Genomic DNA, 18295 nt, shown 5'->3' on the forward strand with positions numbered 1-18295 from the left:
CATATCTCATGGTCTACAGAACAGAACGAACAAAACAGAACAGTTGTCACTATTTGCTGTTACAATAGAGTTCAAAAGGAGTGTGAGCCGGGTGGGCAAAACCTTGAAGATGACAGATAACAGCCTGAAATTATATGAGCAAGTCATCCATTATCTCGTTGTACGTATCGAAGCGGGAGAGTGGGCCGAACATGAAAAACTGCCATCTGTACGAAGCCTGTCCGAGCTACTCGGCGTACATCGGCTGACCGTTTTCAAAGCCTATCAGGAGTTAAAGGAACGCGGTAATGTTTATGTGAAGGACAAGTCCGGCTATTATGTCAGTCCAGCAACGCCATTTTCAGTAACCGATCAGGCGGATGATCCCGCCGTGTCTGCCTGGCTGCATTGGGACTCCCTCGCACGTGTGCAGTCCCTTGAAGCCGAATTCCAGTTTTCCAAATCACTGATTGACCCCGCCCTGCTTCCCAATCGGTATTGGGGAGAACTGATGCGTGATCTGCTGGATCAATATCCACGTCTGCTCGGAACGTACTCCACGATTCAAGGAGATCTGGAGTTGCGCAGTGCGATGGCAAGCCATCTGACCACCAAGGAACGCTTCTACCTCTCCGCAGACGAGGTGTTAATTACATCGGGTGCCCAGCAAGCGATTGACGTCATCTCGCGGACGCTGGTCAAGCCCGGGGATCGGGTCTTGATGGAACGGCCTACGTATGGACCGGCAATGGAAATTTTCCGCAAACAAGGTGCTCGGCTCATCTTCACCGACATTCATCCCGAGGGTTATGATCTGGAGCAGATCGAACATCTGATGAAGAGTGAAAAGCCACGCCTCTTTTATATGACACCGACCTTTCAGAATCCAACCGGCATGAATGTTCCAGTAGAACAGCGCAAGCAGTTACCCGAACTTGCAGAACAGTATGGTTGTTTTCTGCTCGAAGACGACAGCACCTACGATATCTATTTTAAGGAAAAACCTCCTGCACCCATCTTCACCTACGACACCACAGGACACACCCTGTACATTCGCAGTTATAGCAAGTATGTTGCACCCGGGCTGCGGATTGCAGCCATCATATGCCGTCAGCGTTTCATGCCAGGACTACAGGCTGTCAAATCACTGACAGATAACGGATCACCCCTTCTGAACCAGAAGCTTTTTCTCCGTTATTTTCAGTCAGAACGTATGCATCAGCATCTGTCCAAGCTACGGACCGCCATCCAGCTACGGATGGAAGTGATGGAACAATCTCTGCTGGAAACGGACTGGACGTGGACCCGCCCCGAGGGCGGACTTAACTTTTGGGTGGAGCTTCCAAAGGGTGTGGATACCGGAATACTGCTTCACCGATGCATGGAACAATCCGTTGCCTTTGTACCCGGAACCGTATTTGATTCCTCGGATGATTCAGCCAGTCGCAAGCTGCGCCTTTCCTTCTCTTATGCACATGAGCAGCAGATTCGCGAAGGCATGAGCAGACTCATTACGCTGGCGAAAGAAATGTAAGGTTGGTTATCAATCGAAATAGCCCGAAAGGTCACACGACCTTCCGGGCTACTGTTATGAGCTGGATATAACCTTATCCACCAATCCATATTCAACTGCTTCAGCAGCGGTCAGGAAATAGTCTCGATCTGAGTCCTTCTCAATCCGCTCAATCGACTGTCCTGTATGGTCGGCTAACAGCTTGTTAAGACGCTGACGATGCTGAATAATGCGGTTAGCATGAATCAGCATATCTGACGCCTGCCCCCGCGTACCGCCATGTGGCTGATGGATCATGATCTCACTGTTAGGCAGAGCCATACGCTTGCCTTTTGTTCCACCTACCAACAATATCGTGCCAAAACTTGCCGCCATACCTGTACAGATCGTGGAGATATCCGGCTTCACGAATTGCATCGTATCATAGATTGAGAATCCCGCGGTCACCGAACCACCTGGGCTGTTGATGTACATCTGGATGTCCTTATCCGGGTCTTCTGCTGTCAAGAACAATAACTGGGCCACAATGGCATTTGCCATCTGATCCTCAATCTCTCCAGACACCATGATGATCCGGTCTTTGAGCAAACGGGAATAAATATCATAACTCCGCTCTCCGCGAGCGGTTTGTTCCACTACATACGGCACTACATTCATATATGTCGCCTCCTCGGTTTAGGCAACCATGGTGACCGTGTACCCGCCTCCATACGACATCGAGTTCATACCAGAAGTGGAGTACCCGTACATCATTGGCTGCATGGATGGAGACGGCAAAGTTTGCTGCAAAATCGTCCCCGCCACAGCCATCGGATCATCCGACCGATTCAGGCACAGATCAATAATTCGGGCTGTATCTCCATTACGAAATGCCAGCAGATAACTGCGCAGTTCCTCCCGATTGTCCTCCACTGCGCCCTCTTCATACTGCAATTCACCGTCCGATTGTTCCATCTTGTGCCTCACCTCGGCTATCGCAGAGCGGGCACGACTTAACGCCGCTTTCACAGCGCCTTCAGTCGTATCCAACATTTCCGCAGTCTCAGCCGCCTTATAACCCATTAATTCACGTAATACATATATCACTCGCTGCCAAGGTGGTAGCTTATCTACAAGAAGTTGAACGGCAGACTCCAATTCCTCGAATCGCCCTTCTTCCTCCATTTCATGCAGGAGCGGCTTCAAGCTGTCCAGTTTATAGGCCAATCTCTCCCGCTGACGTAAAATATCAATCCAGCTGTTGCGTGCAATACGGATCAGATAAGCTTCCCAGTTTATATCTTTATTCATCCCGGAAGATCCAACCACATTCGACGACAATACTTTGAGACAGGTCTCCTGAACCAGATCCTCCGTCTCTGGAACGGATTTCGTCAGCGATAAACAGTACGCATACAACGAACCCATCAGTTCGGGTAATCGCGCATGAATGCTTTGGTTCAATTGGTTTGTTCCGGCGTTACCACCGGTTTCAGTATAGGATTTATTTGGTTTACCATCATCATGTGGTCTGTTGATTCTGCAATCCACGGACTTCACAAAGGCCATCTTGGGGGCCCCCCTTTGTTGGTTCCTGATTGATTTTGACTTACACTATGTAAACGAAGAACCCCTTGTAAAGGATACGCTCTTCTTCATTTATTTTTATTACAATTCTTCAAGTTGAGTTACACATTCGTTTCAAACTATAAGGTTCCAAGCGGCACCTTCATCCCAGTAAGGGCAATCGTAATGTCGTGATCCAAATTATACTTCTGCCTTACATCAACGTCATGAGACATATGTGTAAAATAGGTATGACCCGGTTTCAATTCTCGCAACAGCTCCTGCGCCTCGCGCATATCATACACGGAACGTGTTGAGAATTCCGCAAGTTCATGCACAAAGCTTGTTCCGAGCACCAACAGATCCAATCCGTGCAACGGCTCTTTCTCGGATGTTTTCAGGTCAATGGCATCTGAACAGTACGCCCAGCTATACCCAACCCGATCCAGCCGATACGCGTACGAATACCCGTTATGCCCATGGCATACTTTCCAGGAATGAACCTTCCAGCCACTGAGTTCAATATCATCATCCGTTTCCAGAAAGTCCATATGACGCCCCAACCATGGAAACTGTCCCTGAATGGTCGCAATCACTTCACGCGGTGCATACAAACGTCCCTTTACACCCAACCAGCGGCACGCATCTGCCCATTCCGGTAATCCGCCAATATGGTCAAAATGGGCATGCGTGATGAGTAGCGTATGCACCATACGCAATCCCTGATCCTCCATCTGTGATCTCCAGTCCGGCCCGCAGTCAATCATGAACTGTTCACTCGCACCATCGTCACCACTGTCAATCAGAACAGAAGAGCGTTTCCGTTTATTCTCTCCCGTAAGCCTCGCCTCTGTACATACGTCGCAATCACAATATACACGTGGAACGCCCATCGCATCGCCCGTGCCCAGAAATGTTAGCTGATTCAATCTGCATTCCCCCTGAATGAATAATATGTAAATTGTAATCGTCCACCCCTGTTTTTGCAAAAAAAAGACCATCCCGCTGCAGTTCTCACTGCAATTCGGGACAGTCCATGGTCTGACTGTTCACCGTCAGACCTTCATCGCCATGCTCGCTCCATTCGGGAGCGTAGGCTCAATTTACACCAGTGCTCGCAGTTTCAATGTCAATTCCTGCCCCGCAGGTACATCCTTCGAATCCGTAATCACCCAGTTGGATGCAAGCCGCTTCGCCAGCACTTCTGCCTGCTCCGGTTTCAATTGCAACCCGGTAACGATTCCTTCACCCACCGTGAAGTCTTTCTCCGGCTGCACCTTAAATGCCTTTTCCAACCAGATTCCGAGTCCACCACGTGTGTTAAAGGTAATCCGGTAGCCGTCTTTTACTGCTGCCTCCAGATTTTCACCATGCTCGTCCGCATACGAGAAAAATTCGTTATATCTGTATTCCTCTTCAGACACGGCGTCAAAAGCGGAAACGTCTTTGGCTTGAATGGCTTTTAAAAGTTCTTCCTCAGGCATCCCCTTACCGCGGGCCTGCTCCAGTCGAATCGCTGTACTTTGGGATAATTTGATCTCTGCACTCATCCAACTCACACCTTCCTGCTAGTACTATGTAACAATCATGATTTAGTATACCTCTATTATATCCTTTTGGCAGTAAAAAACCTCCATCTCTACTTCTATTGAAATGAAGGTTTAGTATCCACATGTTCGGTTACCTATTCGATTGCTCCAGCAATACTCATATCATATTCCTGCGAGCACCTGATACCACACGCCGCGTTTGGAGTACAACGTACTGCGTACCTCGTCCCATCCACCCAGATAGTTGATATCAAACAGTCCTTCAGGCGTTGGGAATGTGGACTCGGTCTGTGCAAATACATCCGGATCTACGGAACGAAAACCATGCTTGGCAAAAATTCGCTGTGCTTCCGGTGTACGCAGATATGCGACAAAAGCTTCCGCCAGTTCACGATTCCCATGTTTATCGGCATACTTATTCACCACAACTGCCGGGTTCTCAATCAAGATCGTATTTTTCGGAATGACGATATCATAATCTACACCTTTGGCAATCCGGGCAAGCAATTCATTTTCATACGTGACGATTACATCACCCACACCATATTCAAATGCCGCCATTGAAGAACGGCCACTCTTGTCCAATGATTCAACGTTACGATGTACCTGTTCAAGAAAAGCCTTGGCTGCGGCAGGATCTTTCTTTCCCTCTTGCTCCTCCGACAGCTTCAATCCGGCACCGTAAATGGCATTAATGTCCCATTGTGCGCCCCCGGATGTCTTAGGATTAGGGTAAAGTACCTTCACTCCCGGCTTGGTTAAATCCTGAAAATCATGAATTCCAAGCGGGTTGCCAGCTCTGGTGCCCAGAACAACAATCGAACGGGTGATCATGCCCTCATGAGGGGTCTGTTTCCAATCGGGGCTAACCAGATCGGCTTTGACCAGCTTGTCGATATCACTCTCCATCGCGAGCAAGGCCACATCCGCCTCGAATCCACCCACGATGGCTCTTGCCTGTGTACCCGAAGCTTCATAGGACTCCTGGAAGTTGATCGTCTGTCCGGTCTTCGCCTTCCATTCCTCCTGGAACTTGGGCAGCAATTCGCCTACAGCGTCTTTTGCTACACTATAAGCACCAATCACCAGTGTATTGGATGAATCGGTACCAGCAGGCTCATTCTGTTGGCTTGACTCCTCCTGCTTGCTGCATCCAACGGTCATGCAGACGAGCAGAAGCATGAGGGCGACATATAACAGGTTGACTTTCTTCTTCCTCGTCTGCATGGGCAGCCCCCTTCTTCCACTTGATCTAAATCATCACCGGCATCGGATCTTCCTTCAGTCGGTTCTCAACCACCCAACTGTTGGAGTCATTGAACAGGTATGCACGGTGTACAAGGACGCGAATTTGTTGACCAATCTCCAAGGTCGTTTTCTCCAGGGAACGATAGGTGATTAACTTATGCCCCTGTACGTCCACCTCCACCATCCATTCACTGCCGCGGAAATGAAGATGTTTGACGGTCCCTTTTTCCGTTGCAGACAGCATGGTGAACTCGTTTTTCAAGCCGATCTCAATATACTCCGGTCGAATAAGCGCTTTGGTATGTTCACCCTCGACGGCATGTTCAAATCCTTTCAGCTGGGAAGCATCCTCCACAACCGTAGACTCCCCGATAAATGTAGCAACAAACGGTGTCTGCGGGTTTTTGTAGATATCCCAAGGTGTGCCCTTCTGTTCCAGACGACCTTGGCTGATAATCATAATCTCGTCCGCGACTTCAATTGCTTCATCCTGGTCATGCGTTACAAAGATCGAAGTGATTCCCACACGCTCGATTAGCTCTCGCAACCATGAACGCAGTTCCTGACGAATCTTGGCATCAATAGCCGCAAACGGTTCATCCAGCAATAACAGTTGCGGCTCCGGGGCGAGTGCTCTGGCAAAAGCAACACGCTGACGCTGCCCACCAGACAACTGATGTGGATAACGCTGTTCAAAACCTTTTAACCCGGTCAGTTCAACAAGCTCCATAACCCGATCACGGATCTGGGCTTTTGGCGTCTTCTTGACCTTAAGTCCAAAAGCGATATTCTCAAATACCGTCATATGTTTGAACAAGGCATAGTTCTGGAATACAAATCCGATGCCCCGCTCCTGTGGAGGCAGATGGTTCACGACTTTTCCGTGAAAGCGAATCTCTCCGGAACCTGGATTTTCCAGACCCGCAAGCATCCGCAGAATGGACGTCTTCCCGCCTCCGCTGGGTCCAAGCAGACCGATCAGATGGCCTTTGGCAATATCGAATGAGACATCTTTTACCGCATGAAAATCACCGAAATGTTTGTTCAGATCACGGACTTCTACATGCATATCAATGCACTTCCTTTCGCTTCTTGGCCCATTCCATCATGAGCAGCAGCCCGACGGAGAAGGTGACCAGCACCAATGCCACACCATTTGCGGCAGCGACATTAAAATTCTCAACATCCTGATACACCAGCGTTGTTGCCGTCTGCGTTTTGTTCATAATATTACCGGATACAACCAGCACTGCACCGAATTCCCCCAGTGAGCGCGCAACCGTCAACACCAGACCATACACTACCGCCCACCGGATCGAAGGCCATGTCACACTCCAGAACGTTCTCCAGCCGTAGGCGCCAAGTGTAGATGCGGCCTCCTCTTGCTGTGAACCGAGTTCCTGCAGGACAGGCATAACCTCTCTGACCATCAGTGGAAAAGTAACAAATAACGTTGCAATCACCATACCCGGGAAGGCATAGACCACATTGAATCCAATTCCTTCAAAAAAAGCGCCCATAATGCTGTTAGGTCCCAACATCAATACAATCATTAAACCGCCAATGACAGGAGATACGGCATAAGGCAGGTCTACAATGCTGTTCAGCAGCCCTTTTATCCGTTCACTCAGCCATCCGGCACGAACCAGATACAGAGCCATCATGATGCCAAACAATGTATTTAACAGGGTGACTACCAGGACCACCAGTCCGGTCATCATCAAAGCGTGTAACGCCTCAGGGCGCATCAGACCTTTCAGGAATCCACCTGCCCCGTCTTCAAATGCGCCAATAAAAATGCGTCCAAGCGGGATGATCAACAGTACAATAAATACCGCAAACGTCAGTCCGATTAAGAGTCGTCTCATCGTCTTCTCCCCCGCATCTGCACCAGATTGATCAACCAGAGGATCAGGAAGGAGAGCGTCAGGAGCAACACGGATACAGCAGCGGCTCCCGTTGGGTTATCACTTTCAATCTCCCCGTAGATAAATACGGAAGCGGTCAGTGTTCTTCCCGGAATGTTACCAGCCACCAGCACAACAGCCCCGAATTCAGCCAGTCCTCTGGAGAAAGCGAGCATCCCCCCACTGATCATGCCAGGTGCCATGGACGGCAGAATAACCTGCATGAACGTGCGAGCCTTGGATGCCCCCATCGTGTACGAGGCCTCTTCCTCAGAAGGATCGATTTCTTCCAGCAAAGGCTGCACTGCACGGATCACAAACGGAAACGTCACAAAGGTCATCGCGATAACAATTGCGGGCTGGTGAAATACAATCTCAAATCCCATGGATTCTGCCAATTTCCCGATAGCACTGACCGGACCCAAAAGCAGCATAATCATCAAGCCGCCCACCGCTGTTGGCAGTGCAAACGGGAGATCAACCAGACTGTTAAGAAACGATCGACCCACAAAGCGATACCTGGTCAACACCCAAGCGATCATCGTGCCCAGAACCACATTGATCAGCGTGGCAATGACGGCCAATCGAATCGTCAGCAGTACGGCTTTCCACGCGATGGGGTCCATAATGCTCTGAGCAAAATTGCTCCATCCTTCGGAGAAGGAATTGACGTATACACCGATGATTGGAAGTACAATAAGTACGATAAAATATAACAATACGGTACTGCGAAATCCCCAAGTCCATCCCTTGTGACGAAGAACGGTATTCATTGCTGCGTTCCCTCCCAGCCTCCGGCTTTAGCTCCGGTCGGCAGTCTTCCTGGTTTCAATACGACATTTTTCCTAAGTTGGATGATATTTCTTTAACATTATTCCCATTAGTCTACTTGGTTTTGCTTTTCTGATACTTTACCAGTTTGCAGTGCTAATCGTCAATGCTTTTATTGAATAAAATTGGGGCACATATGAGATCGATTTCTAAAAATCGCACTGCACACTGCGCGGCCAGAACAACCTTCCGGTCACTGTTATCCCCAGATTTCTTTGATCCCCTTTTTTAATGGGAAATCCGGTGATAAAGGCGAAGCTTATGCTTCCGAAGCAGCTTTCTTACAGAAAGCTTTGAGCTTCCGCTTCTTCAGGTTATTTCTGTCCTCTCCGTTATCATGCGATTTGCTCTTTTATTTGCATATGTGGTTTGTTTGGTATGTAGTGGTTAAGGTACAATCGAGGGTAAGAACAGAGATGATAAGGAGCGATCTAAACATGTTATATACGAAGAATATATCCACGTCCACACGAGATGAAATGAAGGATATCACATGGGACGTGAAGCAGGTTGTCCAGCGTAGCGGGGTTCAGAACGGGACGGTACTCATCTACTGTCCACATACGACAGCAGGTATTGCCATCAATGAAAATGCAGATCCGGATGTAAAACACGATGTCTTGTTGCGCCTGGACGAAGTGTACCCTTGGGAGCATCCCGAGTATCGACATGCTGAAGGCAATACAGCCTCTCACCTCAAATCGATCACAACAGGGCCATCACAGACGGTGATTATTCATGAAGGCAGACTGCTGCTTGGCCGCTGGCAAGGCATTTACTTTTGCGAATTCGATGGACCACGTGAGCGGGAATATTTTCTCAAAATCATGGAAGGTTAGTTGGGTCCAATAGACCTGCCGCCTACTCATTCATTTTTGACAACACAAACAGGCGGTCCACCCTCATTCCGGGTCGGAGCCGCCTGACTTGGTCAGCTGCGCATATTAACTTTCGCGAGATAACGTTATAAAGAATTAAAGTTATGACAAATCACCGCCCTGAAGTGTAGGGGTGCAACAATAGCGCCATTATTGGACGCCAGGCTGCTGACCCAAATTGCGGCACAGCACTTTGACATGAGACAGCGCAGAAGATTCAATCTCCACAAACGTTAAACGGTCCTGAATGTAATAAGAAATGAATCCGTGCATAGCCAAAAATAGCGTACGCGGTACCCTTTGAATATCCTCTTCCGTACAGTTCTCTTCATTCATATACTGCCTTATAATCGATGCAAACAATTCGAAGCAGCGTCCCTGTTCGGTACGACAATAAGACAACAGTTCTTCGTCCCTGATCATAAACATAATTTCGTATTGATATGGGTTCTCCAGACCAAAACGAATAAACTCCATCATAATGTGCTCTACCTTGCTCACATCATCACGAACCGGCCTGACCATAGCTTGCAGCAGCAAATGCCCCAGATGATTAAAATCTTCAACCACGATGGCATAGAACAGCTCTGCCTTTTCCTTAAAGTGATAATACAGCGACCCATGACTATAGCCCAGATGCTGGCCGATGCTTCGCATCGAAATGGCGCGGTATCCTTTGGTAATAAAAAGGTGCCTCGCCGCCTCCAGTATCCGCTCCCTCGACAACTCCTGTTCGACTGCTCTTCTAGCCATATATTTTATTCCCCTTCAATAAAATAAAGCCGCTGTCCCTCCGTGATCCGGGATTGCCCTTGCGTCAAATCCGTGATCCAGGCTATAAATGCCTCGGTTTCACTATCCGGCGGAAGACAAGTCAACGTAACCTTATCGGTGAATCCAGTTTCACCTGTACGGACTTCCCGGCTTCTTAACTCATTTTCCACTTTACCCAGCCACGTATAATCCAGTTCAACAAACACTTCACGATGCAGCACGTTGGTAATGGCTTCTCCGGCTTCAATGGCTGCTACAGCACCATCCGTATAAGCACGAATTAACCCACCGGCTCCAAGCATAATTCCCCCAAAGTATCGCGTAACTACAATTGCCACATTTTTTAATTTCTGATTTTTGATCACTTCAAGAATGGGTTTCCCTGCTGTTCCGCTGGGTTCCCCGTCATCGGATTGCTTCTGGATCTCATCCCGCTCCCCAATCATGTACGCAGAGCAGTTGTGAGTCGCATTCCAATGTTTTTTCTTGATCTCATCGATAAAAGCAACAGCTTCTTCCTCTGTCGTGACCGGCATAATATGACCGATAAATCGCGACTTCTTGATTACAATTTCCAGATTGCCCGGTCCTCGAACCGTGCGATAACGTTCAATCATCCCAAATCCAACTTTCTTATCTTTTCCTGAGTCCATTTTACAAGAAAGCAGTTCACCGCGCGAACGCGGACGAACTGCCCTGGTTATCTACATCCGGGGAAACCCTGCATCTTACTTGAACAGTGATTCCCGGTTAGATTTACATTACCTTATTCAACTATATGAGCAGACCGATGAATTATTCGGAAAGTCTCGCTTCGAGCGCTGCTTTCTCTTCTTCAAAGCCTGGTTTGCCCAGCAATGCGAACATATTTTTCTTGTAAGCTTCCACGCCTGGTTGGTCAAATGGATTGACGCCCAGCAAGTAGCCACTGATACCGCATGCTTTTTCAAAGAAGTATACCAGATATCCGAAAGAATATGGAGTCATATCTGGAATGTTCACAATCAGGTTTGGTACTTGACCATCCGTATGTGCAAGCAGTGTTCCCTGGAACGCTTTTTTGTTTACAAAGTCCATAGTTTTGCCTTCAAGGAAGTTCAAACCATCCAGATCGTCCGGATCGGATTTGATTGAGATATGCTCAGCAACTTCAGTAACCTGGATAACAGTTTCGAAGATATTTCGGCTACCTTCCTGGATGAATTGACCCATGGAGTGCAAGTCTGTAGAGAAATCAACAGATGCAGGATAGATCCCTTTGTAGTCTTTACCTTCACTCTCTCCGAATAACTGTTTCCACCACTCGGACACGAAGTGCAGGGAAGGCTCATAGTTTACAAGAATCTCCGTGCCTTTGCCTTTGCGATACAAAGCGTTACGAACAGCAGCATATTGATAAGCCTCATTCTCTGCTACGTTCGGGTTGCTGTATTCTTTGGATGCATCAGCCGCACCTTGCATCATTTCTTCGATGCTGATACCCGCTGCTGCGATTGGCAGCAAACCTACAGCTGTCAGAACGGAGTAACGTCCACCTACATCATCCGGGATAATGAAAGATTCATATCCTTCGGCATTCGCCAATTCTTTCAGTGCACCACGTGCTTTGTCAGTTGTAGCATAGATGCGTTTACGAGCTTCTTCTTTGCCATATTTCTCTTCCAGAGCTGCACGGAAGATACGGAAAGCAATAGCCGGCTCTGTTGTTGTACCGGATTTGGAGATGACGTTTACGGAGAAATCTTTGCCTTCAACCAGATCCAGCAAATGAGTTACATATGTGGAACTGATATTGTTTCCTGCAAAATAGATTTCAGGCGTTTTGCGTTTGTCTTTTGGCAGATTGTTATAGAAAGAATGTGTCAACATTTCAATCGCTGCACGTGCACCCAGGTATGATCCACCGATACCGATCACAATCAGTACTTCGGAGTCGCTTTGGATTTTGGCAGCCGCTTTTTGAATGCGGGCGAACTCTTCTTTGTCATAAGCTGTTGGCAGGTCAATCCAGCCCAGATAATCGGAGCCTGTTCCTGTTCCGTTGTGAAGCTGCTCGTGAGCCAGACGAATCGGTTCAGCGAAATAGTCCACTTCGTGCTGATTTACAAATTGCAATGCCGTGCTATAGTCAAATGTCACTTTTTTTGCCATGATCTCAAAAACCTCCTGATTTCGATTATAGTGCGTGTTCAAACTTTGTAATCAAAAGCGGACTTCTTGAACAACATCTTATATTATGTCCGTATTCCATTCTAAACAACTTGCCTTAAGGATACTTCAAATCCACGGGGCTGACAAGCTTGCAGCTCGAACTTTGTCGTTAGAATTCAAGAAGTAAAAAGGGTAAACCGAATCCGCAGGTTGCGGTTCTGCTTACCCTTCTTATGTTATTCCGCCGGGTACGAGCAGACGTAGTCAGTAACGCTGCGTATCTCCAGTTTAAATTTGGATTCGGCAGGCACGTGGAACGTAGCTTGACCTTGAATCTCTTGCCACTCTTCTTCTCCGGGAAGCAATACTTTCAGATCTCCGGACAGAATCTCCATAATTTCACGAGAATCCGTACCGAACTCATAACTGCCTGGAAGCATGATGCCCAGAGTCACTTTGCTGCCATCCCCCAAAATAACCGTTCTGCTGGTTACTTGACCATCATAATAAATGTTGGCCTCTTTCACTACACTGACTTGATCGAATTGTGACATGCGTACCCGCTCCCCTGAAGTTAATGAAAACAAAAGGCAAAACAGATCAGGGCGATAACGAATCACCGCCCATGTTCTGCGGAAATAACTTGCTGCCATGGATCAGGACAGCATGATGCCCTCCCAACCATAGCAGCGTTTATGAAGCTATAAGTGCGTGTTCAAAAAGTCAAGGTTTTCAGTGCTTTTCGGCTGAATCCCATCTTCGACACTGATGATGCCGTGAGGCATCCTTCGTAATCAAATGCAGACTTTTTGAACAACCTCTATTACAGCAATGCTTTTACGCGGCTAACCACGTTATCCACTGTAAAGCCGTACTCTTGGATAACACGGTCGCCAGGCGCGGAAGCACCGAATGTGCTGATTCCGAGAATGTCACCTTGATCTCCAACATATTTCTCCCAGCCCATTGGATAAGCCATTTCAATCGCAAGACGAGCTTTAACATCCGGAAGAAGAACGGACTCTCTGTAAGCTTTGTCTTGTTTCTCGAACAGATCCCAGCTTGGCATGCTGATTACGCGAACTTGGATGCCTTGCTCTGCAAGTGCTGCTTGAGCTTTAACAGCCAATTGCACTTCAGAACCTGTAGCGATGATTTGTGCTACCGCTTTGCCATCTTTTGCATCAGAGACAACATAAGCACCACGTTTCACGTTCTCACGTGAACCTTCAACGGTACCTTCGAGGATCGGCAGGTTTTGACGAGTGAGTACGAGTGCAACCGGGTTGCTCTTGTTCTCAAGCGCGTAAGCCCAAGCAGCCGAAGTTTCATTACCGTCAGCCGGACGAATCACCGTCAGGTTAGGAATGATACGCAGGGATGCCAGTTGCTCGATCGGTTCGTGTGTAGGACCATCTTCACCAACAGCGATACTGTCGTGAGTCAGAACATACGTTACAGGCAATCCCATCAGGGCAGCCAGACGAACAGCCGGACGCAGGTAATCGGTAAATACGAAGAACGTACCTCCGAATACTTTCACACCGCTGTGCAGTGCCATACCGTTCATTGCTCCAGCCATACCGAATTCACGGATACCGAAGTAGATGTTACGGCCGGAGTAATCTTCAGGTGTGAAGTTCTCCAGGTTGTTCAAGTGAGTCATTGTGGAGCTTTCCAAGTCAGCAGATCCACCTGTCAGTTGTGGCACGTTGTGTGCCAAACCGTTCAGAGCGTTACCAGATGCTACACGAGTGGAGAGCGCTTTGTCTGTTGCTGCATATTTAGGAAGATCACGGTCCCAACCTTCTGGAAGGTCGCCGTTAATCGCTGTTTCGAATTGAGCTGCCAGCTCAGGGTATGCTTTTTTGTATTCGGCAAATTTCTCGTCCCAAGCTTTGTTAGCAGAGATACCGCGATCTTTCACTTGAGCAAAGTGATCGCGAACTTCAGCTGGTACGTGGAAGTTTTCTTCATATACCCATTTGTAATACTCTTTAGTCAATTTGGCTTCGTCTGCACCCAGTGGAGATCCGTGAGTACCGCCGTGGCCGCCTTTACCTTGTTTGTTCGGGCTACCATAACCGATAACCGTTTTAACTTCAATCAGTGTAGGACGCAATGTATCTGCTTGACCTTCCTGAATTGCTTTTTCGATTGCAGGCAGATCGTTACCATCTTCAACACGCAGCACTTGCCAGCCATAAGCTTCAAAACGCTTCGCGATGCTTTCGGAAGAAGACAGATCCAATTTACCATCGAGTGTGATGTCATTGGAGTCGAACAACATGATCAATTTGCCCAAGTGCAAACGTCCAGCCAGGGAAGCAGATTCATGCGATACGCCTTCCATCAAGTCGCCATCACCACAGATTGCGTAAGTGTAGTGGTCAACAACGTTGAACTTGTCTTTATTGTATGTTGCGCCCAGTTGAGCTTCAGCCATCGCCATACCTACAGCCATTGCAATACCTTGACCCAGTGGGCCGGTAGTTGCATCAACACCTGCAGTATGTCCGAATTCCGGGTGACCCGGTGTTTTGCTTCCCCATTGACGGAACTGTTTCAGTTCTTCCATTGGAAGATCATATCCGCTCAGGTGCAGCAAGCTGTACAGCAACATGGAGCCATGTCCTGCAGACAGGACAAAACGGTCCCGGTTAACCCAAGTTGGGTGGTCCGGGTTATGAGTCATCGTTTTTGCAAAAAGTTGGTACCCCATTGGAGCGGAGCCCATAGGCATACCCGGATGTCCGGAATTTGCCTTCTCAATTGCATCAATCGCCAAAGTACGTACGGTAGTAATCGACAGGTTGTCGATCGTGCTGTTCTCGTCCTTTTGAATCGCTTCGTTCTTGTCAGTCATGGTTTGTCCTCCTCATGTCTTTAGATAAGTCGGGTGCGCAAGCGAATCCCTCTCATCATACAAGCAAACCGAATTTCACAATAAGTGAATCCGCTTGAGTGTTTCATTTTGACTTATTCACTTTTGTATTGTATCACTTGGCGTGAAGCTTTTCCATAACCTTCTTTGAGAAGTTCATGAAAAATCGGTTGTTTGTGATGAATAATCCTTGGCCAATCAAGCAAAAATCGTACTTTAAAAGGTACTAAATTCCAAAAGCAGACTTAAGGAGCCTCACAAATCCATCGCATGAAGTATAACCTTTAACCTGAAAACCATGCATTTTTTAGATATTCATCCTCAATTCACATATAATGTTCCTGAATATGGATTCGAAAGTTGGGCTATGGTTTACTTTTCAGATGTACATACGTCAATCATAGGAGGTTGCGATCATGCCAGATCCTGCAGCTCACCCATCAACATCGGTAAAACACTCATTACCCTGGATATCCGGTATTTTAACGGGGGTTCTCTCGGGAGTTATCCTGGGATTTTTCCTTAAAGTGATTCAGGCCAACACAGGTGAACAAGTGTATACCCTGCTGCTGAATATCGATTTTGTCCCTGTTCTTCCACCAACCTTGCCCGAATGGATTGAATTTTCTCTGCATCTAGTTGTGTCCGTTTTGATCGGCATCTTCTATGTGTGGTGGATACGGCGCACAGGGCATCCCATGTTCAAAGGAGTCTTACTCGGTGCCGCTTCATCCCTGCTATACATTCCACTCTCTCCATTGTCATCACGTGTACCAGACCTGTACGATGTGGCCGCCATCATCTATTGGATTGTTGGTCATCTGCTGTTTGGTATCGTGCTTGGCTTGTGCGGAAAGTATATTATGAATGCAAAAAAAGCGACTCCCGCTTCGTAAACGAATTGGGGTCGCCTTTTTGTTAGTCTATTATGTGGTTCCGAATCAACCTTGCACAGTATTAAAGCATGAGCTTAAAATACAACGGTTTTATTTTCATGAACAAGAACACGGTCTTCGACATGCCATTTCACGGCACGTGCAAGCACAACACGCTCAATGGTACGTCCAATACGCTTCAACTCGGTTACATCGTCCCCGTGGCTTACACGCTGCACATCCTGTTCAATAATCGGGCCGCCATCCAGTTCTTCCGTAACATAGTGCGCTGTCGCACCAATAATTTTGACACCACGGTTGTACGCCTGCGCATACGGTTTACCACCCACAAAGGCTGGCAGGAACGAATGGTGGATATTAATGATTCGATTACGATAGTGCTCAATGAACATGGGAGAGATGATCTGCATGTAACGAGCCAGAATGATCACATCCACATCATTGCCAATGACGTCCAGTTGACGCTGTTCTGCTTCTTTCTTGGTATCCGCTGTAACCGGAATATGATGATATGGAATGCCAAATGATTCTACATAATCCTTCATGTCCAGATGGTTGCTGACCACAAGCGCAATATCGGCATCCAGGTCGCCTGCCTGCCATTGCCACAATAATTCAACCAGACAGTGATCTTCTTTGGATACAAAGATAGCCAGTTTCTTCTTGCGGCTGACCGCAGATAACGTCCATTCCATCTGGAAACGGCTTGCCACTTCTGCAAAATCAGCTTCCAGTTTCGGCAGGTTGTGGAGCAATTCCGGAAGATCAAACTCAATCCGCATAAAGAACATGCCGCCAGCAGGGTCCATGGTGTACTGGTCCGACTGAACAATGTTTGCACCATGCTGGTGCAGGAAATGAGATACGGCAGCAACAATTCCTGGACCATCCGGACAGGAAATGAGCATGCGCGCACGATTGGCGCGGTTTTTAGAATCAGGGCGTACTTGTTTAGCGTGGATCTCCATCGGGTTATTCTTCCTCCTTCAATTAAGCCATGACCTACGGGGGTTAACCCGCAAGCCAGGCAATCAAGCGATGATTCAGTTGTTCTTCATTCAAATGCGGGAACAAAGCAGCTTCAGTCACCATGTCATAGAGGCGCTCCAGCGGTTCGCGCGGATCTGCCTTTTTGGCTTTGGCATCATTTTTGAGCAATGTCCACACATCCAGAATATACGAACGGGACTCAATCTCTTTACCTTTGAAAAAGTGTTGCAACTGTTCTACTTCTGTTAGGAATTCCTGACCGAATCGACCAGCAACATCCCCACGAAGAAGCGCAATCTCCACTTCATACATTGGACGCTGTGTTTTGGCCTCTTTGCCAATCCAAGGTGTCTCCAGAATAAATGGACGGCCTTGAAGCTTCTCATGGTTAACGATGCGGTTAATCGCCTCAAACCCGATCCAGCCAGAGCCAATTGGTGTATGACGGTCCTTGTGCGCACCCACCGCATTCTTACTATCATTAATATGCATTACGGCAATGCGGTCAAGTCCTACAGTGCGATCGAATTGCTCCAATACACCGTCAAAATCGTTAACAATATCGTATCCGGCATCATGAATGTGGCATGTATCCATACACACAGTCAGACGTTCGTTATACGTTACTTTCTCAATAATCTGAGCGATTTCTTCGAAACTGCGACCCATCTCCGTACCTTTGCCAGCCATGGTTTCCAGAGCGATGTTCACATCTGTCTCTTTCACACCTTCCAGCACTTCATTCAACCCTTCTGCGATCCGTCCGATCCCATAGTGGGCATCTTTATCTGTAAAAGCGCCGGGATGTAATACGATGTTTTTGACACCAATGGCATGTGTACGACGAATCTCTTCCTGAAGAAAATCTACAGCAAGTCTATACGTATTATCTTTGTAAGAGCCGAGATTAATAATGTACGGGGCATGGACAACGATATCTTCCATTCCACCCTCTTGCATGGCAAGTTTGCCTTCTTCAATATACATGGATTCAATTGGCTTGCGACGTGTATTCTGTGGTGCACCCGTATATATCATAAACGAACTGGAACCGTACGAGGACGCTTCCTTCGTTGCACTCAATAATCCCTTGTCCGAAAAGGACACGTGGGAGCCGATTTTCAGCATTATTGATCCCCCTTAATCTGA

At 47.7% G+C, this 18295-nt stretch carries 18 protein-coding genes; 3 read left to right on the plus strand and 15 right to left on the minus strand.

Translation table 11 applies throughout. The annotated features are described in order from the left end of the window. The first annotated feature begins 91 nt into the window (after positions 1-91). Positions 92-1513 carry a PLP-dependent aminotransferase family protein gene (locus tag ACE3K2_RS03810; RefSeq protein WP_421886937.1) on the plus strand — a complete coding sequence of 474 codons (1422 nt, stop codon included), beginning with the start codon at positions 92-94 and terminating at the stop codon, positions 1511-1513. Between the two features lie 54 nt (positions 1514-1567). Here ACE3K2_RS03810 and clpP read toward each other — a convergent pair whose 3' ends face one another. The 8 genes from clpP to cysT form a co-directional block, all read right to left on the minus strand. Next, entirely contained in the window at positions 1568-2149 is a 582-nt protein-coding gene (gene clpP / locus ACE3K2_RS03815; protein WP_421886940.1) for an ATP-dependent Clp endopeptidase proteolytic subunit ClpP, read from the minus strand. Positions 2150-2167: 18 nt separating this feature from the next. Further along, a complete protein-coding gene (locus tag ACE3K2_RS03820) occupies positions 2168-3040 on the minus strand; it encodes an RNA polymerase sigma factor (RefSeq protein WP_421886943.1) in 873 nt (290 codons plus the stop codon). Between the two features lie 137 nt (positions 3041-3177). Next, complete coding sequence (locus tag ACE3K2_RS03825; RefSeq protein ID WP_421886946.1) at positions 3178-3966, minus strand: MBL fold metallo-hydrolase; 789 nt, start codon at positions 3964-3966, stop codon at positions 3178-3180. 174 nt (positions 3967-4140) lie between these two features. Next, positions 4141-4587, minus strand: coding sequence for a hypothetical protein (locus ACE3K2_RS03830; RefSeq protein WP_421886950.1), 447 nt, complete (start codon positions 4585-4587; stop codon positions 4141-4143). Positions 4588-4749: 162 nt separating this feature from the next. Continuing rightward, entirely contained in the window at positions 4750-5814 is a 1065-nt protein-coding gene (locus ACE3K2_RS03835) for a sulfate ABC transporter substrate-binding protein (RefSeq protein ID WP_421886953.1), read from the minus strand. Positions 5815-5839: 25 nt separating this feature from the next. After that, on the minus strand, positions 5840-6904 hold the full coding sequence (locus ACE3K2_RS03840; protein ID WP_036610770.1) for a sulfate/molybdate ABC transporter ATP-binding protein: 1065 nt from the start codon (positions 6902-6904) through the stop codon (positions 5840-5842). A 1-nt stretch (position 6905) separates the two neighbouring features. Continuing rightward, entirely contained in the window at positions 6906-7703 is a 798-nt protein-coding gene (locus tag ACE3K2_RS03845; protein WP_017689977.1) for a sulfate ABC transporter permease subunit, read from the minus strand. Then, positions 7700-8515, minus strand: coding sequence for a sulfate ABC transporter permease subunit CysT (gene cysT / locus ACE3K2_RS03850; protein WP_145146488.1), 816 nt, complete (start codon positions 8513-8515; stop codon positions 7700-7702). The genes ACE3K2_RS03845 and cysT overlap by 4 nt, the downstream gene beginning before the upstream one ends. A 495-nt stretch (positions 8516-9010) precedes the next feature. On the opposite strand from cysT, the gene ACE3K2_RS03855 reads away from it, so the two are divergent. Further along, on the plus strand, positions 9011-9412 hold the full coding sequence (locus ACE3K2_RS03855) for a secondary thiamine-phosphate synthase enzyme YjbQ (protein ID WP_091033577.1): 402 nt from the start codon (positions 9011-9013) through the stop codon (positions 9410-9412). 189 nt (positions 9413-9601) lie between these two features. Here the strand turns inward: ACE3K2_RS03855 and ACE3K2_RS03860 are convergent, their stop codons facing one another. The 5 genes from ACE3K2_RS03860 to tkt all read right to left on the minus strand — a co-directional run bounded on the left by ACE3K2_RS03860 (position 9602) and on the right by tkt (position 15242). After that, positions 9602-10204 carry a TetR/AcrR family transcriptional regulator gene (locus tag ACE3K2_RS03860; RefSeq protein WP_017689980.1) on the minus strand — a complete coding sequence of 201 codons (603 nt, stop codon included), beginning with the start codon at positions 10202-10204 and terminating at the stop codon, positions 9602-9604. Between the two features lie 5 nt (positions 10205-10209). Continuing rightward, positions 10210-10842 carry a YigZ family protein gene (locus ACE3K2_RS03865; protein WP_036669098.1) on the minus strand — a complete coding sequence of 211 codons (633 nt, stop codon included), beginning with the start codon at positions 10840-10842 and terminating at the stop codon, positions 10210-10212. Between the two features lie 178 nt (positions 10843-11020). Continuing rightward, complete coding sequence (locus ACE3K2_RS03870; RefSeq protein WP_017689982.1) at positions 11021-12376, minus strand: glucose-6-phosphate isomerase; 1356 nt, start codon at positions 12374-12376, stop codon at positions 11021-11023. 236 nt (positions 12377-12612) lie between these two features. Continuing rightward, positions 12613-12930, minus strand: a complete 318-nt coding sequence (locus tag ACE3K2_RS03875; RefSeq protein ID WP_017689983.1) for a pyrimidine/purine nucleoside phosphorylase — start codon at positions 12928-12930, stop codon at positions 12613-12615. 269 nt (positions 12931-13199) lie between these two features. After that, the gene (gene tkt / locus ACE3K2_RS03880) at positions 13200-15242 is read right to left on the minus strand and encodes a transketolase (protein ID WP_340966351.1); all 2043 of its coding nucleotides are present in this window, start codon (positions 15240-15242) and stop codon (positions 13200-13202) included. A gap of 434 nt (positions 15243-15676) precedes the next feature. On the opposite strand from tkt, the gene ACE3K2_RS03885 reads away from it, so the two are divergent. Further along, complete coding sequence (locus ACE3K2_RS03885; protein ID WP_421886960.1) at positions 15677-16156, plus strand: hypothetical protein; 480 nt, start codon at positions 15677-15679, stop codon at positions 16154-16156. 74 nt (positions 16157-16230) lie between these two features. Here the strand turns inward: ACE3K2_RS03885 and purU are convergent, their stop codons facing one another. Together purU and ACE3K2_RS03895 are read right to left on the minus strand one after the other, a co-directional pair. Beyond that, positions 16231-17124, minus strand: a complete 894-nt coding sequence (gene purU, locus ACE3K2_RS03890) for a formyltetrahydrofolate deformylase (protein WP_421886963.1) — start codon at positions 17122-17124, stop codon at positions 16231-16233. Between the two features lie 43 nt (positions 17125-17167). Further along, complete coding sequence (locus ACE3K2_RS03895) at positions 17168-18274, minus strand: deoxyribonuclease IV (protein ID WP_149846393.1); 1107 nt, start codon at positions 18272-18274, stop codon at positions 17168-17170. Between the last annotated feature and the right edge of the window lie 21 nt (positions 18275-18295).

This window comes from Paenibacillus sp. (assembly GCF_048976745.1).
Lineage (GTDB): Bacteria > Bacillota > Bacilli > Paenibacillales > Paenibacillaceae > Paenibacillus.